The following is a 23,539-nucleotide window of genomic DNA, read 5'->3' as shown; positions in this document are numbered from 1 at the left end:
GCCGGGAAAGGCCGGGTGTGACGGCAAACCGGTTCGCGCCCGCAGGGGCTTTTCGAGGCGAAAGGCGAAAGGGGGGCGTCAGGAGGCAGGAGAAGGTCGAGCGGGCGGCGCCGTGCCGCCGGGGCGAATCTCGGCCCGGTCCAACGAAAACGGGCGGCGGCCCCGGAGGAGCCGCCGCCCGCTTGTCTCTGCCTGACTCCTCACGCCGTACGCCTTTCCCCTCGGGAACGGCTCACCAGTTCTCGGGGTTCATGAACCACCACCAACGGTCGGTCCGGTCGTGGAAGTCCAGGTACCACTGGCCGTCGTCCCATTCCAGTTCCACCTCACGCCAGCCCAGCGGGACCTGCGGGTAGGGGTAGAACGGGCCGATGTACGGCCAGGCGCTGGCGGAGTAGTCCTTGGGGTAGGTCACGCCCGCGTAGTTCGGGTGCTGGGCGTAGGTCGGCCAGGCGTAGTCCGGCAGGGCGGCCTGGTTGTAGACGGCGCCCGGGCCCATCGCCGGCGGACCGGCGGGGTTGGCGCCCGGGGGGCAGCCCGGACCGCCGGGGGCCATCATCTGGGACGAGGCCGGCTGAATCCCGTTGGGGTAGGCGCCCGGGGGGATCTGGCCCTGCATCATCGCCCGCTGCTGCATCATCGCCCGACGATAGGCGATCTCCTCGCGGCTGGGCGGTCCGGCCGGTCCGGCCGGGGCGGAGGCGGTGCGAACCGCGGCGGCGGGTTCGCCCACCGTCAGCCGGTTCGCCACGTTCCCGACGCCCGGCACATTGCGGGCGGCGGCGACGGCGGCGGCGATCTGCCCGCTGTCGGCGACCTGGCCGTCCAGCGTGCAGGTCCCGTCCTTGAAGCGGATCTCCATGTCGTACCCGGCCAGACCGGCCTGCTGCACGGCGATGGCGATCTGCTGGGCGACGGCCTGGTTGGACACCGGGGCGGCGTCGGTCGTCGCGCCGACCGGGGTGACCCGGGCGTCCTGAATCACCGGCTGGATCGCCGGCGACGGGGAGGACACCCGCATCGCGTTTTCGACGCTGGTGACGCCCGGGATGACGGAGGCGGCCTCGCTGGCCAACTGCTTCATCGCGGCGGTCTCGACCGTGCCGGTCAGGCGGCAGGCGCCTTCCCGCACGACGATCTCCACGCCGCTGCCCCGCAGCCCGCTGCCCCGGAGGGCCTGCGCGACGGCGTCGGCGGTCTGCTGGTTGGCGTCGGCGGCCGCGGCGCTCTGGGCGGCCGGATCGGCCGGGCCGTCGGCGAAGGCGGGGGCGGCACAGGGGGCCGCCGCGGCGATCCCGAGGGCGGCGACCCATTTCATGTAGGTTTCGGCGGCCTTCCGGCCGGCCTTGCGGTGCGTCCGCATCGTGACGGGGCTCCTAGTGAGGACCGCTCGGGGTCGGCGTGAGGACCGGGGGCGAGCGGGCGGTTCCGAAATGACTGGTCCGAAGTGGGAAAGTCCGCGGCGTGACCCGCCCCACGGTCGATGGACCCGAAAGTCGCGACGTGGGAGGCGAGATCATGCGGCGGGCGGGCCGAACTTCGGGACCGCCCGGGGCGGATCTCCCGTCGCCGCGCCCGCCGGCGCCGGCCGGTCGGGTGGAATAACGGGGGACCCGTCCCGCCTATCGGCCGCCGACGGCCGGGAGGGTGAGGCCGGTCGGTGCGGTTCTGTCGGATCGCCCGGGTTTTTCTTGCGGACCGATCCTCCCGACGCCGCCCTCTTCCCAATCCCCCGGCCCCGAACGGTTCCCGATTCGGCCCGCGGCGGGTACGGTGGGCGGCTTCGCGGACGCTTTGCGCGCCGCCCCTGCCCCCCGCCGTCTCCTTCTTCTTCACCCCCGCCTTTTCGCCCCGTGGCCCGCAAAACCGCCAGCCGCATGGAACTGCGGCGTCAGCACGAGATCGCCGAACAGTACGAGGCGGTCGATAAGAAGACCGCCGGTCGCAAGACGACCGCCAAGCGGAAGACCACCACCCGCAAGCGCGCGGACAAGGCGCCCGTCCGCAAGCTGCTGATGTGGGCGGTCTACAACGGCAGCCTGAAGGAAGAGGGCCGCTACACCTACGCCGAACGCGACAAGGCCGAGGAGAAGCTGGAATCCCTGCGGGCCAAGGCGACGAAGAAGATGTACTTCCTCCAGCCGATCAAGGTGCCCCTCGGCGACGCCGCCGCCGCCGGCGTGGTGCTGGACGACGAGGACGCCGTCCCGCCCCCGAAGAAGACCCGCGGCGAAGAAGAGGAATAGAGCCGCTTCTCGGCCCGCCCCGGTTCGCCGTCGCCGCGAGGCGGCGCGTCTCCGGGGCGTTCTGATAGCCGCCAAGCAAAACGACCCGGACGCCTCGCGGCGTCCGGGTCGTTTTACGTTCGGGGCTTGGGCCCGCGTTCGCCCCGCCTCTCGGCGACGGCCAAGCGGGGGAGCCGCTCCGCTCTACCGGCTGGCGCTGTTCATCCGGGAGCGGCGCTCGTTGCGGCGCTTCTGACGCCGGTTCTCCTCGGAGGGCTTCTCGTAGAACTCGCGGCGGCGCATCTCGCGCTTGATGCCGGCGTGTTCCACCAGCTTGCGGAAACGGCGGACCGCGTCCTGGACGTTTTCGTTCTCGCGGAGCCGCAACTTAACCACGGGGTGCCTCGGGGGAGTTGAAAGGAAGCTGGTCGGGAAAGGGGGTCGGGCAGTCTAAACCGCCCGCCGCAAGTCGGCAACGCGGGAGCGGCGCTCAATCCGGATCGAGGCACTCCCTTCAGCCCGCCGCCCTCACGGGGCCTCGGCCATCAGGCCCAACCGGACCAGCTTCGCCCGGCATTCGTCGCGTTCGCGGCACCGTTTCATCTCCGTCCAAGCCGGGTCTTGGGCGGCGAGGAAGGCCTCGTCGGAGTGCGGCGCCGGCTGGCCGGTCGCGGCGAGCCGCTGGATCACGCCGATGTCCGGACCCGTCAGCCGCTGGGCGTTCAGGCGGTAGTCGGTGAACGCCTCCCAGGTCAGCGGGAACAGCGGGGCGACGATCTGTTCGCCCACCGTCGTGGCGTAGTCGCGGATCTCCTTCTGGGCGTGCGAATCCATTCGCAGGGCGAGGAAATGCAACAGGTTGTGCAGGTCGACCTTCCAGTAAGCCTCCGTGTAGGTCGACAACGGCAGGTCCTTGCGGGCCTGCTCCCGGGCGACGCCGGCTTCGAGCCGGGCCTCGTACACCGAGCGGGCCTGCTTTTGCAGTTCCGTCTCGGATGCGGTCAGCGCCTCGCCGACGTCCGCCGGCAGAAAGCCGCCGGAGCCCTGCCGGTTCGTCGTCGCCTGCGCCCGCCAGGCGCCCGGGGGGGTGGTTTGGGCGGCGTCGATGGCGACGCTGTACCGGGTGCTGTACTCGTTGACGTTCGCCGTCCGGTGGCGGATCTGCTGCCGCCAGGTGTCCATGGGGACGCGGAAGAGGAACTTGAGTTCCGCCATCTCGAACGGCGTGGAGTGGCTGTGCCGCATCAGGTAGCGGATCAGGCCGCGGTCGGTGGAGACGCTTTTCGTGCCTTCCCCATAGGAGACGCGGGCCGCCTGCACGACCGCGGCGTCGTCGCCCATCACGTCGACCAGCGTGACGAAGCCGTCGTCCAGCAGCGGAAACTTCTGCCAGCGCAGCGATTCGATCAGCCCCGCCCGGTCGGGGGCCTCGCCTCTTAATTCCCCCTCGGCCGGTCCGGCGGCGGGAGGGAGTTGTACGGCGGGCGGGGGGGCGGTCTCGTCCTTCACGGCGGGATGATAACGGGTCGTCCCGGCTTCTCCTCCCCGGCGCGTTCCCGCGTCGCCGCCCTGCGGCGGGGAGGAGTTCTCCTCACGCCGGACGCATGCGTCCCGCTTACAGTATGTGGTAGGAAGGACGAGCGGGGGCCGTCCCGCCCGCCGCGATTCTCCGATTTGGACTCCGCCGTGACCGCCGTTCTGCTCGCCGTCTGCCTGCTGTCGGCGCCCGCCCCGCAGGGCGGGGGGGCTCCGCAGGCGGGCGGGGCGGGGAACGCCGCGGCGCCGGACGCCCCGCCGCAATCCATCGAACGGCTCCCCGAGCCGCAGCAGCTCAGCTACGCGTTGGGGGTGAACATCGGCCGGTCGCTGCTGGCGGACGGGCTCGACCCGGACCCGCAGTTGTTCCTCGACGGCCTGCGGGATTCGCTGACCGACCAACCGACGCGGCTGTCGGACGAACGGATCGCCGCACTGTTGAGTGCCGCCGCCGAGAAGGTTCGCCGGGCTGAGGCCGCCGCCGCCCAGAAGCGGGCCGCCGCCTCCCGGGCCGCGTTGGAGGCGTTCTTGAAAAAAGACGGCGTCGAACAGCGTTCGACCGGCGAGGGGGTGCAGTTCGAAAAGACCGGCGACGGTCCGAAGCCCGAGCCCGACAGCGTGCTCCTGTTGCACTACGAGTCGGCCATCGCCGGCGACGCCGAGCCGTTCTTCACGACCCGTCAGCCGCAAGACTTTGGGCGGAAGGCGAAGGAGGTTCGACCGGCGACGATCGCCCTGAAGGAGTTGCTCCCCGGTCTGCGGGCCGTGCTGCTGGACGTGCCGGCGGGCTCGAAGGTGACGATCGGCCTGCCACCGGACCGGGCCTACGGCCCGGCCGGCGGCCCCGGCGTGCCGCCGAACGCGGCGCTGATCGTCACGGTGGAACTGCTCGAAGTGCTCCCGGCCCAAGCTGAGGCGGGCGAGGACAACGAGGCCGGGAGCGGCGACGCGGCCGCGGCCGGAGGCACGCCGTGACCGCCCCGCATCCCAACGACGATGACGACGACGACTTCCCCCTCCCCGATCGCTCCGCGGACCTGCCGGACGACGGGGAGGGCGAGGACGATCCCTTCGCGGACGCCCCGCCGGAGCGCAACCCGTTCGATCTGGGCGAAGACGAGTTGCCGCCGCCCCCGCCGCCGGCGGACCCGTTCGGCACGCCTGATCCCGATGCGGAGCCGACGGACACCTATTCCCTCGGCGAGGCGACCGTGCCCCCCAAGTGGGGCGTCGACCTGAACGAGGCGCCCGCGGAGCGCCCCGCGAAACGTCGGCCACGGCCCGCGGCCCCCGCGGCGAAGCCGGTCGCCCCGGTCGTCGACGACGAGGACGAGGACTTCGGCGACGCCCCCCCGGCTCGCACCCGATCCGGCGGGAAGGCCGGTCCGGCGAAGCCGAAGCTCCGCGACTGGCTGGAGGAACGCTGTAAGAAGGAGGCCAAGATGTACGCCCTCGGGGCGGCCGTGTTGGCGCCGGTCGGGCTGGCGGCCGTCGGGCTGACCTGGCTGGTGCTGGCGATCATCGTCCCCGCGGACGGGGTGATTGAGTGGCTGCTCGCCGCGATCATCCTCGCGGCGCTGTTCTGGGTGAACAAACAGGCCGGCGACGCCCGCACGATTCGCGTACACGTCGAGCCCGGCGACCGGAATATCAAACCCGTCACCGTGGACGTGCCCCGCGGCAGCGGGCTGACTTGGCTGATGTACCTGACCGGCTCCCGCGATCTGCCGGGGATCTTGCAGTTCCTCGGCACGGTCACGCTGTTCGGGCCGCGGCTGTGCGATCTGGCCTATCAGATGGGGCGGACGGCTCAGGAGTTGTGGACGATCGACGTGGACGCGATCGCCGACCCCGTCAAAACGCTGGTGCGGGCCGACGGGAAGGTGTCGTTCGCGGCGTTCTTCGAGGCCCACAACAAGCTGTCGCCGCAGGGGTTGGTCGATCGGCTGGGGAAGATCGACGGGGTCCTGTTCCTGCCCACCTCCCAGCCGCCGGGGCTGTGCGTTTCGAACGCCATGAAGGACGAGTTCGCCGCCTGGCGGTCCAAGTGGCAGGAACGTCGCACAGCCGGCGACCGGCTGTTCGACTGATCCTGCCTCGCCCGGGGCGCGCCGCCTCACGGCGACGGCGAACCGGGGAGCGCCTGTGAGCGAAAGCAAGCCTGAGATGTCCGCCCCGCGGTTCTACGCCCCGTCGCCGCTGGCCGCCGGGCCGCTCACGCTGACGGGACCGGAGGCGAAGCACCTCACCGCCGTGCTGCGGCTGGGGCCGGGGGACGCGGCGGAACTGTTCGACGGCGAGGGCGCCCGGGCCGCCGCGACCGTGCAGGCGGTGCGGGGGAAGGGGGCGAAGACGGCCGCCGAACTGCTCTGCGAGGCCCCGGTTTACGCCGACCCGCCGGCGTCCCCGCTGACGCTGGCGGTCGCGGCGCCGAAGGGAGATCGCTTCCGCTGGTTGATCGAAAAGGCGACGGAGTTGGGCGTCGCCCGGATCGTCCCGCTGATCTGCGAGCGTTCCACCGTGGACCCCGGCGGGGGCAAGCTCGACAAGCTGCGGGCCACGGCCTTGGCTGCCTGCAAACAGTGCCGCCGCGACCGCCTGCCGGAGATCGCCGACCCCCTGCCGTTCGCGGCGTTCCTCGAACAGGGCCTGCCGACGACGCTGTTCCACGTCACCGGCGACCGCTTCGCCCCGCCGGCGCCGGGGCCGTACGCGATCCTGATCGGACCGGAGGGCGGCTTCACGGAGGAAGAGGTGACGCTCGCCACGGCGAGCGGCGCCCGCATCGCGGCGCTGCCGACGCCGATCCTCCGTACGGAAACCGCCGCCATCGCCGCCGCGGCGGTGTTCGCCGCGGCTTCCTGAGCCCGGAGCGCAAGCTCCGGCTGTGCGTCGTACGGCCTCTCAGCTGCGCCGACGGCCGATGCTTGCGCATCGGGCTCGTACAGAGCGGGTCAGTTAATCCGAACGGCGCCGCTGCCGTCGGGGTGCAGGAGTTGGAACCGCTTCGTCTCGTATTCCTCGTCCGAGATCGCCCCGCCGTCGCGGGCGGCTTTCAGGTCGAGCAGTTGCTGGCCGATCGTCGGCGCCGGCCGGCGGGAGAAGTCCCATTCCCCCAGCGAGATGCACCCGGTCCCCAGCAGCGGGGCCGCGGCGAGCGCGAGTGCCAGACCCCCGCGGTGCAGACGGCGGCGAAGCATCGGGACCTCCGGACCGAACGGGCGATGCCGGTTCTATCAGTCGCGAAGGGTCGCCGGCGTGAGCCTCGCCGCAGGGGGCGCTCAGGCGGTCGCCGCCCCGGCGGGGGTGGAGGCGAAGGCGGTCGGCGTGGGGTCGTCGGTGAGGCGGTGCGTGGGCACCGGGCGACCGGGGCGGAAGGAGCGTTCGTCCCGCAGGGAGACGCTCGCGCCGACCGCCTCGCAGGCGGCCCGCACGGTCGAGTGCACCAGCGCCGTGAGGCGGTCCGGATCGCCGGCGACCCGGGCGTTGAGGATCAACTCCGCGGTGCCGCCCGCGGGAACGGTGCGATCCGAGGCGACCGACAGCGTGACCGGGCCGTCGCCGCTGGTCAGGTTCGCCACGCCGAACCCACCGTCGGACACGCCGACCGCCTTGAGGTGGGCCGCCTCGTAGTTCTCGTCCGCCAGCGCCTCCTTCATCCGGCCGATCACGTCCGTCAGCAGGGCGTCCAGGCCGAAGGCGTCCGCCGCGGCCACGTCCGCCGTACTATTGTACCAAGCCAGTTCCGCCTCGCCCTCGGCGTAGACGTCGTAGTCCAGATCGGGGGTCGTGCCGGCGCCGGATTTGCCGTCGAGAAGCTCCAGCAGCCGGTCGAAGCCGGCGCCGGTCCTGGCGCTCATCCGCACGACTGGCTTGCCGGGGATTTCGCGGGCGATTAGGGCTTCGAGGGCGTCGACCTCCTGGGCGGGCAGTTCGTCGACGCGGTTGATGAGGACGGCGTCGGCCTCTTCCAGCTGCTTGCGGAGGATGTACTCCGCCTTGGGGCTGAAACCCGTGCCGCCCTCGTTCCCCAGCACTTTGCTGGCGTGGCCCGGTTTAAGGATCACGGCGTAGGGGGCGACGTCGAACTCCGCGGCGAACAGCTCCTTCAGCGGACGGACGACCGTCGCGACCAGGTCCGTGCAACTGCCGACCGGTTCGGCGAGGATCACGTCCGGCGGGGCGGCGCCCTGCTCGGCCAGCGCCCGCACGGTCGAGACGAGGTTGTCGAACTGGCAGCAAAAACAGGCCCCGGCGACCTCGCCCACGTCGTAGCCCTGTCCCCGCAGGGTGGCGGTGTCCACGAGCCCTTCCGCCTGATCGTTGGTGACGATGCCCACCGTCTGGCCCCGCTCGCGGTACATCGCGGCCAGCCGGCCGAGAGTCGTCGTCTTCCCGGCGCCCAGGAACCCGCCGACCATGACGTAACGAATGCGATGCGACACGGAGAACCTGGGGCAGACGGCTGCGGGAACGGACGAACGTCGTCAATCTAGACGCTCCGTCCGGTCGTTCCAACAATCCAAGATTCGTTTGAACGAACCGCGCCCCCGTCCCCGCCGTGACGCCGTGACCCCCGACCGCCCCGCGATCCTCGGCGGCGCCCCGCTGCGGCCGGACGGCCCGCCCGGCTGGCCGCCGCCCGACCCCGCGGTGGACGCCGCCCTGCGGTTGCTGATCGAAACCGGCGCGTGGGGCCGCTACCACGGCCCGCACGGCGAGGCCCTGCGGGCGGCGCTGTCCGAGACGCACGGCGGCTGCGGCGTGCACCTGTGCGGCGGCGGCACCGCGGCGGTGGAACTGGCGCTGATCGGCGTTGGCGTGACGGCCGGGGACGAAGTCGTGCTCGCCGGGTACGACTTCCGAGCGAACCCCGCAAACGTCCTGGCGCTGGGGGCCGTGCCCGCGGTCGTCGACGTGCGGCCGGACGACTGGCAGATCGACCCGGCCGCGATTCGCGGCGCCCTGGGGCCGAAGACGCGGGCGGTGCTCGTTTCTCACCTGCACGGCGGCGTCGTGGCGCTGCCGGCGGTGCGGGCGCTGTGCGACGAGGCCGGCGTCGCCCTGATCGAGGACGCCTGCCAGAACCCCGGCGCCACGGTCCATGGCCGCCCGGCCGGGACCTGGGGCGACGCCGGCGTGCTGAGCTTCGGCGGCTCCAAACCCCTCACCGCCGGCCGTGGGGGGGCGGTCCTGTTCCCGGCGAACCCGGCCGGCGAGCGCGTTGCAGCCCGTATCCGCCGGCACGTGGGGCGGGGGAACGACCTGTCGCCGCTGTCGGAGATGCAGGCCGCGGTGCTCGTCCCGCAGGTCCGGGCGCTGGCGGAGCGCACCCGCCTCCGCTCGGAGAACGGGGACACGCTGCGGTCGCTCCCCGGTCTGACGCCGCTCGCCCCGGCTGCCTCTGCGGAAATGACGCCGGGGTTCTACAAGATGGGCTTTCAATATGACCCGGCGGCGTACGACGGGTTGCCGCGGGGGATGTTCTGTGCGGCGCTGCGGGCGGAGGGGGTCGCGTTCGATCCGGGGTTCCCGGCGCTGCGGTCGCTGTTTTCCGGGCGGCGGGCGCGGTTCGTGGGAGACCTGCCGCAGGCCGCGGCGGCGGGGGAGCGGTGCGTCGGGCTGCACCACCCCGTGCTGCTGGCCGGGGGCGAGGATCTCGCCGCGATCCCGGCGGCGGTGGAGCGGGTGCGGACCTTCGCGGGGGAGATAGTCCGAACCGTCCCCCTGCCGAACGGCGGCGAGTCGCTAGAGTTGTGAACCATTTCGCGCCGCTCGCCCCTGTTTCATGCTCGATTTCGCCGCCAAGTTTTCCGAAGGCCTGTCCTACGACGCCTTCCTCGAGGCCCACGGCTCCGACGCCGACCGCGCCAAATGGGCCGCGGCGCTGGAGCAGTTCACGCTCACGCCGGAGCAAACCGCCCTCATTGAGGGCTTCACCCGGGAGATGCCGGTGTTCTGCCTGGCCGGCGCCTGGTGCGGCGACTGCGTGAGCCAGTGCCCGATTTTCCACCGGATCGCCTCCGCCAACGACCGGATCAAGCTGCGGTTCTTCGACCGGGACGCCCACCCGGACTTGGCGGACGAACTGCAAATCTGCGGCGCCGCCCGGGTCCCCAGTGTGCTGTTCCTCGCGGAGGACTTCGCCCCGACCGGCCGCTACGGCGATAAAACGCTGGTCAAGTACCGCAAGCTGGCCGGCGAGCTGTCCGGCGCCGCCTGTTCGCTGGGAGCCAACGAACCCGCCGCCCTGCGGGCCGCGGTGACCGCGGAGTGGGTGGAGCAGTTCGAGCGGAACCAACTCATCCTCCGCACCAGCGGCCGCCTGCGGAAAAAGCACGGGGATTGAGCGGCAATATCGTAACGCCGAGGCCCCGCGGGGCCTCGGCGTTACGAACGACGGGTTCGTCCGTAGAATCCCGGCATGCCTGAGAGTTCATCCCCCGCCGGAACCACCGTCCGCGTCACCAACCTCGCCCTGCCGGTCGAGGAGCCGGAGGAGGCCCTGCCCGCGGCGATCGCGGAGCGATTGGGCGTGAACGTGAACGACCTCGGCCGCTGGCGCCTGCTGCGCAAAAGCCTCGACGCCCGGCAGCGGCGGGGGCTGAAGTACGTGCACAGCATCGCCGTCGACCTGCCCCCCGGCGTGCGACCGCGGAAGGCGGAGCCGTTCAAGGCGAAGCGGTTCGAGGATCCGGTGCCGGGGACCGCCCCGATGCGGCATCGGCCGGTGGTCGTCGGCAGCGGGCCGGCGGGGCTGTTGGCGGGGTACTATCTCGCGAAGCGGGGCTATCGCCCGCTGATCCTCGAGCGTGGCCGGCCGGTCAAGGAGCGGGCCCGGGCCATCAAAGCCTTCGACGCCGGCGGGCCGTTCGAGCCGGAGAACAATTACCTGTTCGGCGAAGGCGGCGCCGGCGCCTGGAGCGACGGCAAGCTGACCTGCCGCGTGACCGGGCCGGACGTGGATTACGTCCTCGACACCTTCGTCGAATGCGGCGGCCGCGAGAGCCTGACCTACGAGCACCGTCCGCACCTCGGCAGCAATAAACTGCCAATGATCTGCCGAAACTATCGCCGCAGAACCGAGGCGATGGGCGGCGAATACCGCTTCGGCGTGACCGTCGAAGGGCTCGATCTGCGGGATGGCAAGGTCGTTGGCCTGCAAACCTCCGCGGGGCATCTCGAGGCGGACCGGGTGATCCTCGCGATCGGCCATTCGGCCCGGGACACCTACGAGGCATTGCACGCCGCCGGGGTGCCGATGGAAGCGAAGGCGTTTCAACTCGGCGTGCGGATCGAGCACCCGCAGGAACTCGTGAACCGCCGCAAATACGGCCGGCCGGAGTATCTGGAACTGCTGGGGGCGGCGGATTATTCGCTCGTCGCCCCGGGGCAGCCGAACGGCGAGCGGGACCTGTACACGTTCTGCATGTGCGCCGGCGGGTGGATTATTCCCAGCGTCTCGGAGCCCGGCCGGTTCTGCACGAACGGGATGAGCAACTCCCGTCACGAAACGACCCACGCCAACAGCGGCCTCGTGCTCACGTTGGAGCCGGCGGCGTTCGGGTCGAAGCATCCCCTGGCGGGCGTCGAGGTGCAGCGCCGGGCGGAGGGGCTGGCCTTCCAGCGGGCCGGCGGGGACTACAAGGCCCCCGTGCAGCGGGCGACGGACTATCTGCGGGGGCAGCTCTCCGCGGGCGACGTGTCGTGCAGTTACAAACGGGGGTCGGTCTCGCTGAACCTCGGCGAGCTATTGCCGCCGGCGGTCGCCTCGGGGTTGCACGCCGGGTTGCCGGGGTTGGCGGAGAAGTGGGGCGGTTCGGAGTACCTCACCGAAGCGGTGCTCGCCGGGCCGGAGACCCGCGGCAGCAGTCCGGTGCGGATCGCCCGGGATCGGGACACGCTTTGCTGCCCGAACATCGACGGCCTGTACCCCGTCGGGGAGGGCGCCGGCTACGCCGGGGGCATCGTGACCGCGGCGGTCGACGGCCTCCGCACGGCGAAAGCCATCGTCGAGCGGTTCGCCGCCGTATAGCCCCCTGACGAATCGCCGCCTCGCTCCCGGTCGCCGTCCCCTTGGCGTTCCGGTCGTCGCCCGGTCCAATGCCGCCCCCGTCCTTCCGAGAGTCCGCCCCGTGCGATTCCTGCCGCTGTTCGCCCCGCTGTTGCTCGTCGCCCCGGCGCTCGGCGACGACCCCGCCCCTGATCGGTCCGAAGTGTTGAAGTACCCCTCCAGCGTCCAGCAGGTCGACGACTACCACGGCACGCTCGTCGCGGACCCGTTCCGCTGGCTGGAGAACGACGTCCGCGAGGACGAACGCGTCGCCGAGTGGGTCAAAGCCCAGAACGAGGTGACCTTCGGCTACCTCAAACAGATCCCGCAGCGGAAGGCGATCGAGGGCCGTTTGACGGAGCTGTGGAACTACGAAAAGTTCGGCGTGCCCTTCGAGGAGGGGGGGAAGTATTACTTCTTCAAGAACGACGGCCTGCAGAACCAGTTCGTCCTGTACGTGCAGGAGACGCTGGACAGCGAACCGGAGGTGTTGATCGACCCGAACACGTGGAGCGAGGACGGCACGATCGCCCTGTCGGGCACGGCGTTCAGCAGCGACGGAAAATACCTCGCCTACGGCGTGCAGGACGCCGGCAGCGACTGGCGGACCTGGAAGGTGATGGACCTCGAAACCCGCAAGGAGACCGGCGACGAACTGACCTACGTCAAGTTCAACACGCCCGAGTGGAACGCGGACGACACCGGCCTCTATTACGGCCGGTATCCGGAGCCGAACGCGGGCGAGAAGTTCCAGACGTTGAACCTCAATCAGAAGGTCTATCTGCACCGCCTCGGCACGCCGCAGAGCGAGGACGAACTGGTCTTCGAGCGCCCCGCCCATCCCGAATGGGGCTTTTCCAACACCGTGACTGAGGACGGCGCCTACCACATCGTCACCGCCTGGAAGGGCACCGACCCCCGCTATCGGGTCTTTTACCGCAAACTGGCCGGCGGCGAGGACGGCGGCCCGCAGCCGTGGGTCGAATTGATCGACGACTTTGAACAGGAGTACGAGTTCGTCACGAACGAGGGCTCGAAGTTCTATTTCCTGACGGACGAGGGCGAACAGGGCGACGCCCCGCTGAAACGCGTGGTGACGATCGACGTGGAAACCGGCGAACGGGCCGAGGTGATCGCCGAGGCGGAGAACGTGCTGACCGGCGTCAGCCGCGTGGCGAATCTGCTGTTCGCTAAATACCTGAAGGACGCCACCACCCAGGTGAAGATCCTCACGCTGGAGGGCGAGTTCGTCCGGGACGTGGAGTTCGAGGGCCTCGGCAGCGCCAGCGGGTTCAGCGGCGACCGGGACAGCACGGAGACCTTCTATAGCTTCGACAGCTTCGCCACCCCGCCGAGCGTTTATCGCTACGACCTCGCCACTGGCGAAAGCGAATTGCTGCGGCGGGCGAATGTGGATCTCGACCCGGAGCTGTACGAAGTCAAACAGGTTTTCTACGAATCGAAGGACGGCACGCGGGTGCCGATGTTTATTTCGTACAAGAAGGGGCTGGCGCTCGACGGTTCGAACCCGACGCTGCTGTACGGCTACGGCGGGTTTAATATTCCCCTCACCCCGGGCTTCTCCGTCAGTCGGGCGGCCTGGATGGAGATGGGCGGCGTTTTCGCGATGGCCAACCTTCGCGGCGGCGGGGAGTACGGCGAAGCCTGGCACGAGGCCGGCACGAAGCTCAAAAAGCAAAACGTGTTCGACGACTTTATCGCCGCGGCGGAGTACCTGATCGCCGAGGGCTATACGTCTCGGGACAAGCTGGCGATCCAGGGCGGCAGCAACGGCGGGCTGCTGGTCGGCGCCAGCATCACGCAGCGGCCGGACCTGTTCGCGGCGGCCCTGCCGGCGGTGGGGGTGATGGACATGCTGCGGTTCCACCAGTTCACCGCCGGGCGGTTCTGGGTGGACGACTACGGCAGCGCCGACGACCCGGAGGAGTTCGCCGCCCTCTACGCCTACAGCCCCTATCACAACTTGGAGGACGGCGTGAGCTACCCGGCCACGCTGATCACCACCGCGGACACCGACGACCGCGTCGTCCCCGGCCACAGCTTTAAGTTCGCCGCCCGCCTGCAACAGGCCCACGCCGGCGAGGCCCCGGTGTTGATTCGGATTGAAACCCGGGCCGGCCACGGGGCGGGCAAGCCGACGGAGAAGATCATCGAGGAATACGCCGACATGTGGGCCTTCCTCGCCGACCGCTTGGGCATGACGCTGCCGGAGGGGTACGGCGGTTGATTCGGAGGGCGACGCACGACATCGTGCGGGGCGATGCCCAATCTCGAACCGTCCGTCGACCGCCCCTCCCGCTTCCCGTTCCTGACGATATTCGGGGCCGGGCTGGCGGTGATCGTGCTCTTCGCGGGCGGTGCGATGGCGACGACGGGCTATGACGGCGCCGCGACGATGGCCGTGATGACGTTCGTCACGCAGTGGGCGGGGCAGGCCATCGGCACGTTGATCGCCGCGGCGGGGGCCGTCCTGCTGATGGTCCGGGCGGCGAAAGCCTCCGGGGCCGGGGCGCTCGCCCCGATCGCCGCCGCCGCCCTGGTCACGCTCGCGGGGTTGGCCCTCCGCGGCGACGGCTGGTCGACTGCCGGGCTGGGTTTGGTGACCGCGGTGATCGCGTGGCGGAAGTTCGTCCGCCCCGCCGTCGAGAGTTGAACCGCCGGCGCCCCGGCGTTCGGGACGCGAGTCGGCGGCATGGCGACCGCGGCGCGGTTCGGTCATCCTGCGGCTCCGCCGCACCGAACCGCTCTCGCCGCCGATGGCCGACGTCAACGTCTATACCGATTGGCTGAAAATCCCCAAGGCCGACGTCCCCCCCGAGGGGCCGCCGGACCATTACGCGCTGTTGAAGCTCGACCGGTTCGAGGACAACCCGGACAAGGTGCGGGCCAGCTACCGCAAGCTGAACCAGCACGTCCGCGGGTACGCCTCCGGCGAGTACGCGGAACAGAGCCAGGAACTGCTCAACGAGCTCGCCAAGGCGATGCTCGCGCTGACGGACGAGGGTCGGAAGCGGGAGTACGACGCCTCGCTGGGGCGGAAGTTTAAGGAGGAGACGAACGAACTCGGCCGCGTGCCGATGGGCCGGCTGCTGGTCAAGGCGGGGAAGATCAGCCGGGAGCAACTGACCGAGGCGGAGGGCTTCGCCGAGGCCCGCGGGCTGGACCTGCGGGACGCCCTGGTTCAGATGAAGCTCGTCCCGGCGAAGCTGGCCTATCGGGCCTATGCCCGGGAGCAGGGGCTCAGCTACGCGGATCTGGGCGAACTGGCCCCGGACGAGGACGTGCTCCGTCAGTTCCCCAAGGCGACGGCCAAGCGGCACGGGTTGATCCCGCTGATCGTGGACGACGACGCGGTGCTGGTCGCCACCTGCACGGCGATCGAGCCGGAGATGGAGGAGGAACTCCGCCTCCGCTTCGGCAAGCCGCCCAAGCCCGTGATCGTGACCCCCGCGGAGATGACGCAGGCGATCACCCGCTACTACACCCCCGAGGTGGACCAGGGCGGCGCCGCGGCCGGACCCGCCAAGGCTAAGACCAAAGTGCCCCGGAAATCGTTCGCCCAACTGGACGAGGGCCAGCAGAGGGAGCGCCGGCAACTGGGGATCATCGCGATCTGCTGGGGGGCGATTATCCCCGCGGCGGCGGCCTACTTCCTGCTGGGCGACAGCGATCTACTGGTCGTCTGGGCGTTGCTGGGCGCGGCGATCGGCGGCGGACTGGCGGCGGCGTGGGCCTTCCTGATCTACTGGAAGTGATCGGCGCCGCTCGCCCCGTCCCCCTCATCCGCATTCTTCCCCCCACCCGCCGGACCCCTTGAAGGCCGAGCAGTTCCTTTCCCACCACGGCGTCGCCGATAACCCGTTCTCCCAGGAGGACGCCGGCAGCGATCATCTGTTCCTCGCCCGACCCGCCGCCACCCGGCACCCGGCCTGGGACAAGATCGCCGGCGATCCGGCCAACCCCAGCACCGCCGTCGTGTTCGGGGAGAAGGGCAGCGGCAAGACGGCGCTGCGGCATCAACTCGCCTCGTCGCTGGCCGCCCATAACCTGAAACAGGCCGCCGGGAAGGGCGAGGGCGGGGCGGGGGGGAAGACGTTCGTCATTCATTACGACGACTTCAATCCCTTCCTCGACAGCTTCCGCGACCGCCTGCCCGGCCGGCATAAAAAGCCGGAGAAGGCCCTCGCCAAATGGCGGACAGTCGACCATATGGACAGCGTCCTCGCCCTGGGCGTGGGCCGGTTGGTGCGGGCCGTGTTCGAGGCCGGCGGAACCCGTGAAGAGGACGGCCCCCCGGTGCTGCTGGGGGACGTCGAACGGCTGGAACGCCGCCATAAACGGGATTTATTGCTGCTGGCGGCCCTGTACGACCACAGCCTCGACGAGGCCCCCGAACCGCGGTGGGAGCGGTTGCGGGCGAAGCTCGGCTTCCCGGTGCTGCTCAATCAGTGGGATTTCTGGTTGGGCGTGGCGGGCACAATTCTCGTTCTGATCGTGGCGTTCAGCTACGGCGAGGTGCGGAATATCGGCAGTTGGTGGTACTGGGCGGCGCTGCCGATCCTGCTGCTCTGGCTGCCGGTGACGATTCGTCAATTCGGCCTGTGGAACGCCGCCCGGAAGGCGTCCGGCAGCGTAATGGCGCTGGACCGCCGCCCCGGCCCGCTGCGAAAGATCCTCAGCCGGTTCAGCCGCCGGGACCTCGCCGGCCAGCCGCTGCCGATCGGCGACTCCGCCGACGCCCGCTACGAGCTGCTGGTGAAGTTTCAGAACGTGCTCAAGCGGCTGGGCTTCAGCGGCATTCAGGTGCTGGTCGACCGGGTGGACGAGCCGCACCTGATCAACGGCAGTCCGGAGCGGATGAAGGAGTTCCTCTGGCCGCTGTTCGACAACAAGTTCCTCAAACACCCCGGCCTCGGTTTTAAACTGCTGCTACCGGCGGAGGTGCGGCACTTTTTGAACCGCGAGGACCGTGGCTTCTACGAGCGCAGCCGGCTCGATAAACAGAACATGGTCTCCAGCCTGGAGTGGACCGGCGAAAGCCTCTACGACATCGCCGAGGACCGCCTGCGAGCGTGCGCTAAAGAGGGAAAGAAGATTTCCCTCACGGATCTATTCGACGAGAACGTCTCCCGCGACGAACTGGTGCGCCAGTTCGCCCGCCTGCGGGTGCCTCGGCACCTGTTTAAGTTTCTGTATCGCCTGATCGTGGAGCATTGCGGCCGCTACCCGGCGGAGGCGCCGAAGTGGACGATCGGCCGCGAAACGCTCGACAGCACCTTCCAACTGTTCCTCCGCGACCTCGACGCGTTCGATCGCGGGATGGGGACGGGCTAGTTTTTATAACGCAGAGGCCCTGCGGGGCCTCTGCGTTACGATTCTTTTAGAACGTCATGCAACGCCGCACGCTCCTCGCCGCCGCCGCATCCGCCCCGCTGGTCGCCCCGTGGGCGGCCGGGGCCGCATGCCTCCCGGCCAGCCCCGAGAACCAGTTTCGCTACTGCCTGAACACCGCCACCATCCGCGGGCGGAAGCTGGGGATCGAACGGGAAGTTGAGATCGCCGGCGAGGCCGGCTATCAGGGCATCGAGCCCTGGATTCGTGACATCGAGGTCTACCGCGACGCCGGCGGCTCGCTGCCGGACCTGAAGAAGAAGATCGCCGACGCCGGCCTGACCGTCGACAGCGCCATCGGCTTCGCCCAGTGGATCGCGGAGGACGAGGCGGTTCGGAAGGCGGCGCTGGAACAGGCGAAGCGGGAGATGGCTCTGCTGCGGTCCATCGGCGGCACGCGGATCGCCGCGCCGCCGGCCGGGGCGACGAAGGGGCCGCGGCTGGATCTGGACGCCGCCGCCGAACGCTACGCCGCTCTGTGCGACGTGGGGGCGGAGGAGGGCGTCGTGCCGCAGTTGGAGGTCTGGGGCTTCTCGGACAACCTGTCGAAGCTGGGCGAAGTTCTCTACGTCGCTTCGGAAGCCGGCCGGCCGAACGCGATGCTGCTGTTGGACGCCTACCACCTGCACCGCGGGGGCAGCGGCTTTGGAGGCCTGCACCTGCTCGGGCCGGGGTCGATGGAGGTGTTCCACCTGAACGACTTCCCCAGCACGCCGTCCGCCGAGGCGCTGGCCGATAAGGACCGCGTCCTCCCCGGCGACGGCGACGCCCCGCTGGACGAGTTGTTCGAGACGTTCCAGGCGATCGGCTTCGCCAATTTCTCCGGCAACGGCGGCACGCTGTCGTTGGAGCTGTTCAACCCGGACCTGTGGGCCCGCGACCCGCTCGCCGTGGCGAAAGAGGGCCTGGCGAAGATGAAAGCCGTCGCCGGCGCCGGCTGAGCGCGCGGCGGCGCTCGGCCGTCGGTCAGGGCGACGGCGGGAGCGGGCCCGGCTCGGAAGTGTCACGCCCCTGGTCGCCGGACGACTGGGCGGAGGGGCGGATCACCGTGACGTCGACCAGGGGGGTGACGTTGAAGTCCTCCCTCACAATCCGATCCGTCACCATGCGGGTGAGACGGGCTTTGATCTCCTCGTCGGACGCCGGGGGAGCGCCCTCCGCCGGCTGGACGTAGAGCGTCGTCAGCAGGGAGTTCTGGCCGGAAATGCTGGCCCGGGTGAAGCGGACGTTCGCTTCGATCAGGCTCGCCGTGCGGCTGGAGTTGACGACCTCCTGCACTGCCGCGGCGGCCCGCTGTTCACGGGTGGAGCGTTGCAGGTTCGGCGGGGACCAGAACTGCCACGCCAGTAGGGCGGCCAGCGCCGCCGCGGTGACGCACAGGGCGGCGGGAAACACCCAGCGACGGCCGCGGGAGTAGCGGGGGCCGTGGGCGCTGAGTCCCACCGCCCGGAAGACGAGCGCCCCCGAGAGGTTGATGCCCGCGATCTGAAGCAGGAGGACGAACAGCCCGCTGACGGCCAGGTCCCACCGCCCGATGACCGCGGACATCCCCACCAGCCCGGCTGGCGGGGCCAGCGAGGCGGCGACCAGCATGCCGGTCGCCGCGCCGGAGACGAGGCTGCTGCGCTCGGACTGAATTAGGTTGAGCGCCCCCGCCGCCCCGGCGACCAGCGGCAACAGGACGGCGGTGCTGGAGAGCATGCTCGCCGAAACCATCTGCGTCGTGGCGATCTCCTGCCGCAGCGCGAAGCTGAGCGCCGCCGCCACCGCCACCGTCAGCGCCAGCGCCGCGAAGTACCGCAGCAGGCTGCGGCCCAAGAGCTGCCCGTCGCCCCGGGCGGTCGCGACCGCCGCGTTCATCGCCGGTCCCGCGAAGGGGGCGATCAGCATCGCCGCGACCAGCAGATACACCGTGTTGGTGAACAGCCCGATCCAGACGACCGCCCCCGCCGCCCCGGCGTAGCCCAGAAACCCCCTCCAGGAGCCGACGCTTTGGAGACCGCCGAGGTACACCTCGATCGGGCTGCGGCGGGAAACGTCGGTGACCTGCGTCGGCGCCTCCTCCGCCGGCGGGTGCAGCGTCAGGGCGCCGGTGGGGATGAACGTCACCCGCAACGGCGAAAGCGCTTCCAGATCGTCCAGCGCCTCGCCGAGGCGGTGGTTGGGCAGGTTCAGCAGGGCCAGGTCCACCGGCCCGTCCTCCCCGCGGCCGGCGAACTGCACGAGGTTTACGCCCCCGCGTCGCTCCGCAATCGCCAGGGCCTCGTCGCCCCGACCCTCGGGGACCTGAACGATGAGCTGCCGCATGAAGGACCTCCAGGGCTGGGAACAGATCGTCTCTCGCTGTCGACCGGGACGGTATCAGTTCTCTCCTCGCCCCTCGTCAGAGACGATCCCGCTCCGGCCGGGGAGAATCCCCCGTCTCCGCCGGCCGCGTCGGGACGAACCGCCGCGGGGAGCCGGGACGCTCAGGAGTAAACTTCGCCGAGGACCGACTGGAAGAACGCCCAGTCCTGGCGGGTCTGTTCCAGCGTCTCGGCGGTGTTCAGGTCCTCGAAGCTGTGGCCGCCTTGATACTCGCTGTGCAGGCTGAACGGGCCGGCGAAGCCCCGCTCGTTCAATTCCTTCACGAACGCCGGGATCGGGCTGAAGCCGTCGGCGACCGGGACCACCGTCTTCTTCCACTGGGCCATGCCGAGGTCGCCCCGGCCGGCGGGCTCCTGCCGGTAGTTCTTCACCGCACAGAGCTTGATCCACGGGGCGAGCAGTTCCAGCCCCTGCCGCCAGCCGGCGTCGCCGCCCTCGACGTGCATGTGCAGCGTGTCGACGTACGCCCCGATCCGCTCCGGCGGCAGGTCCTTGAGCAGTGCATACAGCATCGTGCCGTGGCTGGGCAGATAGTCCCCGCTGTGCACGTGGAGGCAGGGGGTCACGCCGTGTTTCTCGGCGAGCCGGGCGATCTGGGCGAGGGTCTTACGCACCTCGTCCATCCGCTGGTTCAGCGGGGCGCCGCCCTGCCGGAAATAGCCGAGCTTCAAGCGGGGCACGCCGTTCTCCGCGGCGGCGCCGAACAGGCGGTCGGCGTCCGGGCCGGCGTCGGTGACGCCGGTCGTGAGTTGGAGAATCTGGACCCCGGCGGCCTCCGCGGCGGCGACGGCCCCCGGCAGTTTGGCGGCGGCGTTCTCCGGTTCGATGTGCCCGCTTGGGCGCACCGTCAGGTCCAGCCCGTCCAGGCCGAGTTCCGCGAACGCCTGGCAGACCTTGGGGATCGGCCAGTCCTGAAAACTCTTCGTGAACACCCCCACCGGCGGGCGGGGTGCCGCGTCGCCGGTCCCCTCGTGACGGGGCGTGGCGAAGGCCGGGCCCGCGGCGAGGGCGGCGGTCGCCGCGGCGGTGGAGGCGAGGAAGTCGCGGCGGTACATCGGCGGGGCTCCGGTCGGGGGGCGAGCGTCCGCCTATCATTCTCGCCCTCCGGCTCCGTCCGCCACCCCGGTCGGCGCCCCGGACCCGCTCGCCGGCGCCCCGCCGGTCCCCGTTCCTCCCGCACCCCGAACCCCGGTTCGCCTGTGCCCGTCGCGCTGCTGTCCCTCGTTTCACTGGCCCTCCTCGCCCCGCCGGCCGACCCGGCGACGGGCCCCGCGGTCGTCGCCCCGGCCCCGCCCGTGCCGGTCGTGGCAGAGCCGATCGTGGTTGGACCCGTCCTGGTCGAGCCAGCCCCGGTCGAGCCGATCGCCGTCGATCCGGCGACGGCGCCGCTGCCGGCGCCGAAGGTGTTGGCGGACGGCGTGCGGATCTGGTCGAACCTGCCGTACCGCACCGCGGAGGGGCAGACGCTGCACCTCGACCTCGCCCTGCCGCCGGCCGCGGTGGGGGAGGACGGGGCGGCGCCCGTTCCGCTGCTGGTATTCGTGCACGGCGGCGGCTGGGTGGCCGGGACGAAGGTGCGGTATCAGCAGGAGATCCTCGCCCGCGCCCGGGAGGGATCGGCGGCGGCGACCGTCGAGTACCGCCTCAGCCGCGTCGGACCGGGCGGCGTGTTCGTCGCCCCGTTCCCGGCGGCTCTGGAGGACGTGCGGGCGGCGCTGGCGTTCCTCGTCGACCGGGCCGACCGGCTCAACGCCGACCCCGCCCGCATTGCCCTGATCGGCGACAGCGCCGGCGGGCACCTCGTTCTGCTCGCGGGGCTGTCCGCCAACGGCGATGCCCAGGGGCAGGCCGTGGCCGAAAACGGAGACGAACCGGCCGAGTCGAACCCCGACGCCCCCCCGCGAATCCCCGTGGCGGCGGTGGTGAACCTCTTCGGGGTGACGGACATGCCGGCCTACTACACCGGCAGTCGGCACGCTCGGACGGTGCTGAGCCTGTTCCTCGCCGGGCACCTGGCGGTGCGGCGGGCCGCCTACGACGCTGCCAGCCCGGTGCAATACGTGGACCCCGACGATCCGCCGGTGCTCACGCTGCACGGCACCGCGGACCCGATCGTGCCCTTCGATCAGGCCGAACGGCTCCACGCGGCTCTGAAGACGGCGGGCGTGGCGAACGAACTGATCCCCGTGCAGGACGGCACGCACGGCCTGTTCGGGCATCGGGACGCGATGCGGACGGCGGTCGGCAGGTTCCTCGCGGAGCGGCTCCAGCCGGCACCCGCCTCGCCGGACGGCGCCGGGCCCGCAGACCGCTGACAGGGCGGGGCCCTCGGCGGCGATGCCGTCCCGGGGCGGACCCTGATCCAACATCACGGCGGCGGCCCCGTCCCGGAATCCGGAGCAGTGAACACAGAATGCATCGTTCGTTTCCCCTCCACAGGAACTCGCCGATGTCCGCCGCCGCCCCTCCCGTCAACAAACCGAGCGGTTACCACCCCAGCTCCGCCGCCAACGGTCGTTACGGCGTCCCGGCCCACGCCCGCCGGGAAGGACCGCTGGCCCGCGCGATCGAGCAGCAGACCAGCAAGCTGCCCAGCGACGTGTTCCTCTGGGCCGCCGGCGCCAGCATGGCCGCCAGCGCCACGGCCAAGGCGATGGGCTCCAAGAACACCGCCCTGTTCATCGGACAGTGGGCCGCCCCGTTCCTGATCCTCGGCCTGTACAACAAGCTGGTGAAGATCGAAGGCTCGGAATGAACCTCGGCTGAAAGAACTGAAGTCGGCGGCGACGGGTGGGGAACCCCATCCGTCGCCGCGTCGTTCAGTCGTTCTACTTCGCCGCGGGTTTCGTCTTCGTTTTCACCCGACAGAGGTACATGTCGCTGGTGATGAACAGGTCCCGGCCGTCCGGACCGCCGAAGGCGACGTTGCTGCAGTGCTCGCCGGTTTCGATCCGCCCCAGCGGTTTGCCGCTCGGGTCGAACACCCACACGCCGCCGGGGCCGGTCGCCCAGACGCGGCCCTCCGCGTCGACCTTCAGCCCGTCCGCGGAGCCCTTGCCGGGTTCTTTAGAGGCGTCGAAGAACATCGTGCCCTCGCCGGTGGATCCGTCCGCGGCGACGGGGAACTTCATCCAGTGCTTCGCCCCGCTGTCGGCGACGTACAGCGTCTTCTCGTCCGGCGAGAGGGCGATCCCGTTGGGTCGGGGCATCTCCTTGGTGACCAGGCTCAGCGTGCCGCGGCCGCTCTTGGTCGGCGGGGTGAGGCGGTAGACGCCGCAGAAGTCCAGCTCCCGCAGCGGGCTTTCGAAGCCGCCCGGCAGGCCGTAGGGCGGGTCGGTGAAGTAGATCGTGCCGTTGGAGTGCACGCACAGATCGTTCGGGCTGTTCAGCCGTTGGCCCTCGAAGCGGTCGGCCAAGGTGATCTTGCCGCCCTGTTCGTCCAGCGGCATCGCGGAGACCCGCCGATCGCCGTGCTCGCAGGAGAGCAGGCGCCGATCCGCGGTCACGACCAAGCCGTTGGAGCCGGGTTCGTTGCCGTAGTCCGCCAGGCCGGTGTAGCCGGCCGGGTCGAGGAACACCCGCACCGCTTTGCGCGGCTCCCAGACGCGGACGGTGTTCGAGGGGATCTCCGAGAACAGCAGACGGTTCTTCTCCGCGTCCCACGCCGGCCCCTCGCACCAGGTGAAGCCGGAGCCGAGAACTTCGATCGGCGCGTCGGAATCGACGCACTCCGCGAAGGCGTCGTCCAGCGCCACGATGCGGCCGAGGGTCGGGAAGACGTCGGTGTCCTGAGCGGCGGCGACCGCGGAAAAACAGAGCGTCGAGAGGGCGGCGAGGACCGCGAACGGCGACGGGGCGGGGCGGGGCATGGGGTCTTCGGGAACGAAAACGGGGGGCGAACGCCGCGATGCTAACGGGCGACCGCGTTGACCGCCCGCCGGTCCGC

22 protein-coding genes are annotated in these 23,539 nt (G+C 70.5%); 14 read left to right on the top strand and 8 right to left on the bottom strand.

Annotated elements, in window-relative coordinates; translation table 11 throughout:
• Nucleotides 1–232: 232 nt before the first annotated feature.
• Entirely contained in the window at nt 233–1,363 is a 1,131-nt protein-coding gene (locus CA12_RS01875) for a BON domain-containing protein (RefSeq protein ID WP_145357035.1), read from the bottom strand.
• A gap of 490 nt (nt 1,364–1,853) precedes the next feature.
• Between CA12_RS01875 and CA12_RS01870 the strand changes: the two genes are divergently transcribed.
• Nucleotides 1,854–2,246: a hypothetical protein gene (locus CA12_RS01870; RefSeq protein WP_145357033.1), complete on the top strand. Its 393-nt coding sequence runs from the start codon at nt 1,854–1,856 to the stop codon at nt 2,244–2,246.
• 183 nt (nt 2,247–2,429) lie between these two features.
• Here CA12_RS01870 and rpsU read toward each other — a convergent pair whose 3' ends face one another.
• On the bottom strand, nt 2,430–2,621 hold the full coding sequence (gene rpsU, locus CA12_RS01865; RefSeq protein ID WP_145357031.1) for a 30S ribosomal protein S21: 192 nt from the start codon (nt 2,619–2,621) through the stop codon (nt 2,430–2,432).
• A 132-nt stretch (nt 2,622–2,753) separates the two neighbouring features.
• On the bottom strand, nt 2,754–3,635 hold the full coding sequence (thyX, locus tag CA12_RS01860) for an FAD-dependent thymidylate synthase (protein ID WP_390614136.1): 882 nt from the start codon (nt 3,633–3,635) through the stop codon (nt 2,754–2,756).
• 276 nt (nt 3,636–3,911) lie between these two features.
• Here thyX and CA12_RS01855 point away from each other — a divergent pair, with 276 nt between their 5' ends.
• The 3 genes from CA12_RS01855 to CA12_RS01845 all read left to right on the top strand — a co-directional run bounded on the left by CA12_RS01855 (nt 3,912) and on the right by CA12_RS01845 (nt 6,626).
• Complete coding sequence (locus CA12_RS01855; protein ID WP_165700500.1) at nt 3,912–4,736, top strand: FKBP-type peptidyl-prolyl cis-trans isomerase N-terminal domain-containing protein; 825 nt, start codon at nt 3,912–3,914, stop codon at nt 4,734–4,736.
• Entirely contained in the window at nt 4,733–5,851 is a 1,119-nt protein-coding gene (locus CA12_RS01850; RefSeq protein WP_145357027.1) for a hypothetical protein, read from the top strand. The genes CA12_RS01855 and CA12_RS01850 overlap by 4 nt, the downstream gene beginning before the upstream one ends.
• A 76-nt stretch (nt 5,852–5,927) precedes the next feature.
• Nucleotides 5,928–6,626, top strand: a complete 699-nt coding sequence (locus CA12_RS01845) for an RsmE family RNA methyltransferase (protein WP_145357025.1) — start codon at nt 5,928–5,930, stop codon at nt 6,624–6,626.
• 89 nt (nt 6,627–6,715) lie between these two features.
• Here CA12_RS01845 and CA12_RS01840 read toward each other — a convergent pair whose 3' ends face one another.
• Nucleotides 6,716–6,961, bottom strand: coding sequence for an SHOCT domain-containing protein (locus tag CA12_RS01840; RefSeq protein ID WP_145357023.1), 246 nt, complete (start codon nt 6,959–6,961; stop codon nt 6,716–6,718).
• An 81-nt stretch (nt 6,962–7,042) separates the two neighbouring features.
• Nucleotides 7,043–8,206: a GTP-binding protein gene (locus CA12_RS01835; protein ID WP_145357021.1), complete on the bottom strand. Its 1,164-nt coding sequence runs from the start codon at nt 8,204–8,206 to the stop codon at nt 7,043–7,045.
• A gap of 124 nt (nt 8,207–8,330) precedes the next feature.
• Here CA12_RS01835 and CA12_RS01830 point away from each other — a divergent pair, with 124 nt between their 5' ends.
• The 8 genes from CA12_RS01830 to CA12_RS01795 all read left to right on the top strand — a co-directional run bounded on the left by CA12_RS01830 (nt 8,331) and on the right by CA12_RS01795 (nt 18,167).
• On the top strand, nt 8,331–9,521 hold the full coding sequence (locus tag CA12_RS01830) for a DegT/DnrJ/EryC1/StrS family aminotransferase (protein WP_145357019.1): 1,191 nt from the start codon (nt 8,331–8,333) through the stop codon (nt 9,519–9,521).
• A gap of 28 nt (nt 9,522–9,549) precedes the next feature.
• Nucleotides 9,550–10,110, top strand: a complete 561-nt coding sequence (locus tag CA12_RS01825) for a thioredoxin family protein (protein ID WP_145357017.1) — start codon at nt 9,550–9,552, stop codon at nt 10,108–10,110.
• A 75-nt stretch (nt 10,111–10,185) separates the two neighbouring features.
• Nucleotides 10,186–11,796, top strand: a complete 1,611-nt coding sequence (locus CA12_RS01820) for an NAD(P)/FAD-dependent oxidoreductase (protein ID WP_145357015.1) — start codon at nt 10,186–10,188, stop codon at nt 11,794–11,796.
• 181 nt (nt 11,797–11,977) lie between these two features.
• Nucleotides 11,978–14,062: a prolyl oligopeptidase family serine peptidase gene (locus CA12_RS01815; protein WP_390614135.1), complete on the top strand. Its 2,085-nt coding sequence runs from the start codon at nt 11,978–11,980 to the stop codon at nt 14,060–14,062.
• Between the two features lie 33 nt (nt 14,063–14,095).
• On the top strand, nt 14,096–14,488 hold the full coding sequence (locus tag CA12_RS01810; protein ID WP_145357013.1) for a hypothetical protein: 393 nt from the start codon (nt 14,096–14,098) through the stop codon (nt 14,486–14,488).
• A gap of 103 nt (nt 14,489–14,591) precedes the next feature.
• Complete coding sequence (locus CA12_RS01805; protein ID WP_145357011.1) at nt 14,592–15,590, top strand: GspE/PulE/PilB domain-containing protein; 999 nt, start codon at nt 14,592–14,594, stop codon at nt 15,588–15,590.
• A 58-nt stretch (nt 15,591–15,648) separates the two neighbouring features.
• Complete coding sequence (locus CA12_RS01800) at nt 15,649–17,169, top strand: hypothetical protein (protein ID WP_145357009.1); 1,521 nt, start codon at nt 15,649–15,651, stop codon at nt 17,167–17,169.
• A gap of 56 nt (nt 17,170–17,225) precedes the next feature.
• Entirely contained in the window at nt 17,226–18,167 is a 942-nt protein-coding gene (locus CA12_RS01795; RefSeq protein ID WP_145357007.1) for a sugar phosphate isomerase/epimerase family protein, read from the top strand.
• 25 nt (nt 18,168–18,192) lie between these two features.
• Here the strand turns inward: CA12_RS01795 and CA12_RS01790 are convergent, their stop codons facing one another.
• Together CA12_RS01790 and CA12_RS01785 are read right to left on the bottom strand one after the other, a co-directional pair.
• Nucleotides 18,193–19,533, bottom strand: a complete 1,341-nt coding sequence (locus tag CA12_RS01790; protein ID WP_145357005.1) for a DUF389 domain-containing protein — start codon at nt 19,531–19,533, stop codon at nt 18,193–18,195.
• A gap of 161 nt (nt 19,534–19,694) precedes the next feature.
• Complete coding sequence (locus tag CA12_RS01785) at nt 19,695–20,648, bottom strand: sugar phosphate isomerase/epimerase family protein (protein ID WP_145357003.1); 954 nt, start codon at nt 20,646–20,648, stop codon at nt 19,695–19,697.
• 144 nt (nt 20,649–20,792) lie between these two features.
• Between CA12_RS01785 and CA12_RS01780 the strand changes: the two genes are divergently transcribed.
• Nucleotides 20,793–21,908, top strand: coding sequence for an alpha/beta hydrolase (locus tag CA12_RS01780; protein ID WP_165700499.1), 1,116 nt, complete (start codon nt 20,793–20,795; stop codon nt 21,906–21,908).
• Between the two features lie 134 nt (nt 21,909–22,042).
• A complete protein-coding gene (locus tag CA12_RS01775) occupies nt 22,043–22,348 on the top strand; it encodes a hypothetical protein (protein WP_207622107.1) in 306 nt (101 codons plus the stop codon).
• Nucleotides 22,349–22,421: 73 nt separating this feature from the next.
• Here CA12_RS01775 and CA12_RS01770 read toward each other — a convergent pair whose 3' ends face one another.
• Nucleotides 22,422–23,462: an SMP-30/gluconolactonase/LRE family protein gene (locus tag CA12_RS01770; RefSeq protein WP_145356999.1), complete on the bottom strand. Its 1,041-nt coding sequence runs from the start codon at nt 23,460–23,462 to the stop codon at nt 22,422–22,424.
• Between the last annotated feature and the right edge of the window lie 77 nt (nt 23,463–23,539).

This window comes from Alienimonas californiensis, from assembly GCF_007743815.1.
GTDB lineage: Bacteria > Planctomycetota > Planctomycetia > Planctomycetales > Planctomycetaceae > Alienimonas > Alienimonas californiensis.
This window is presented reverse-complemented; position numbering and strand designations above follow the sequence as displayed.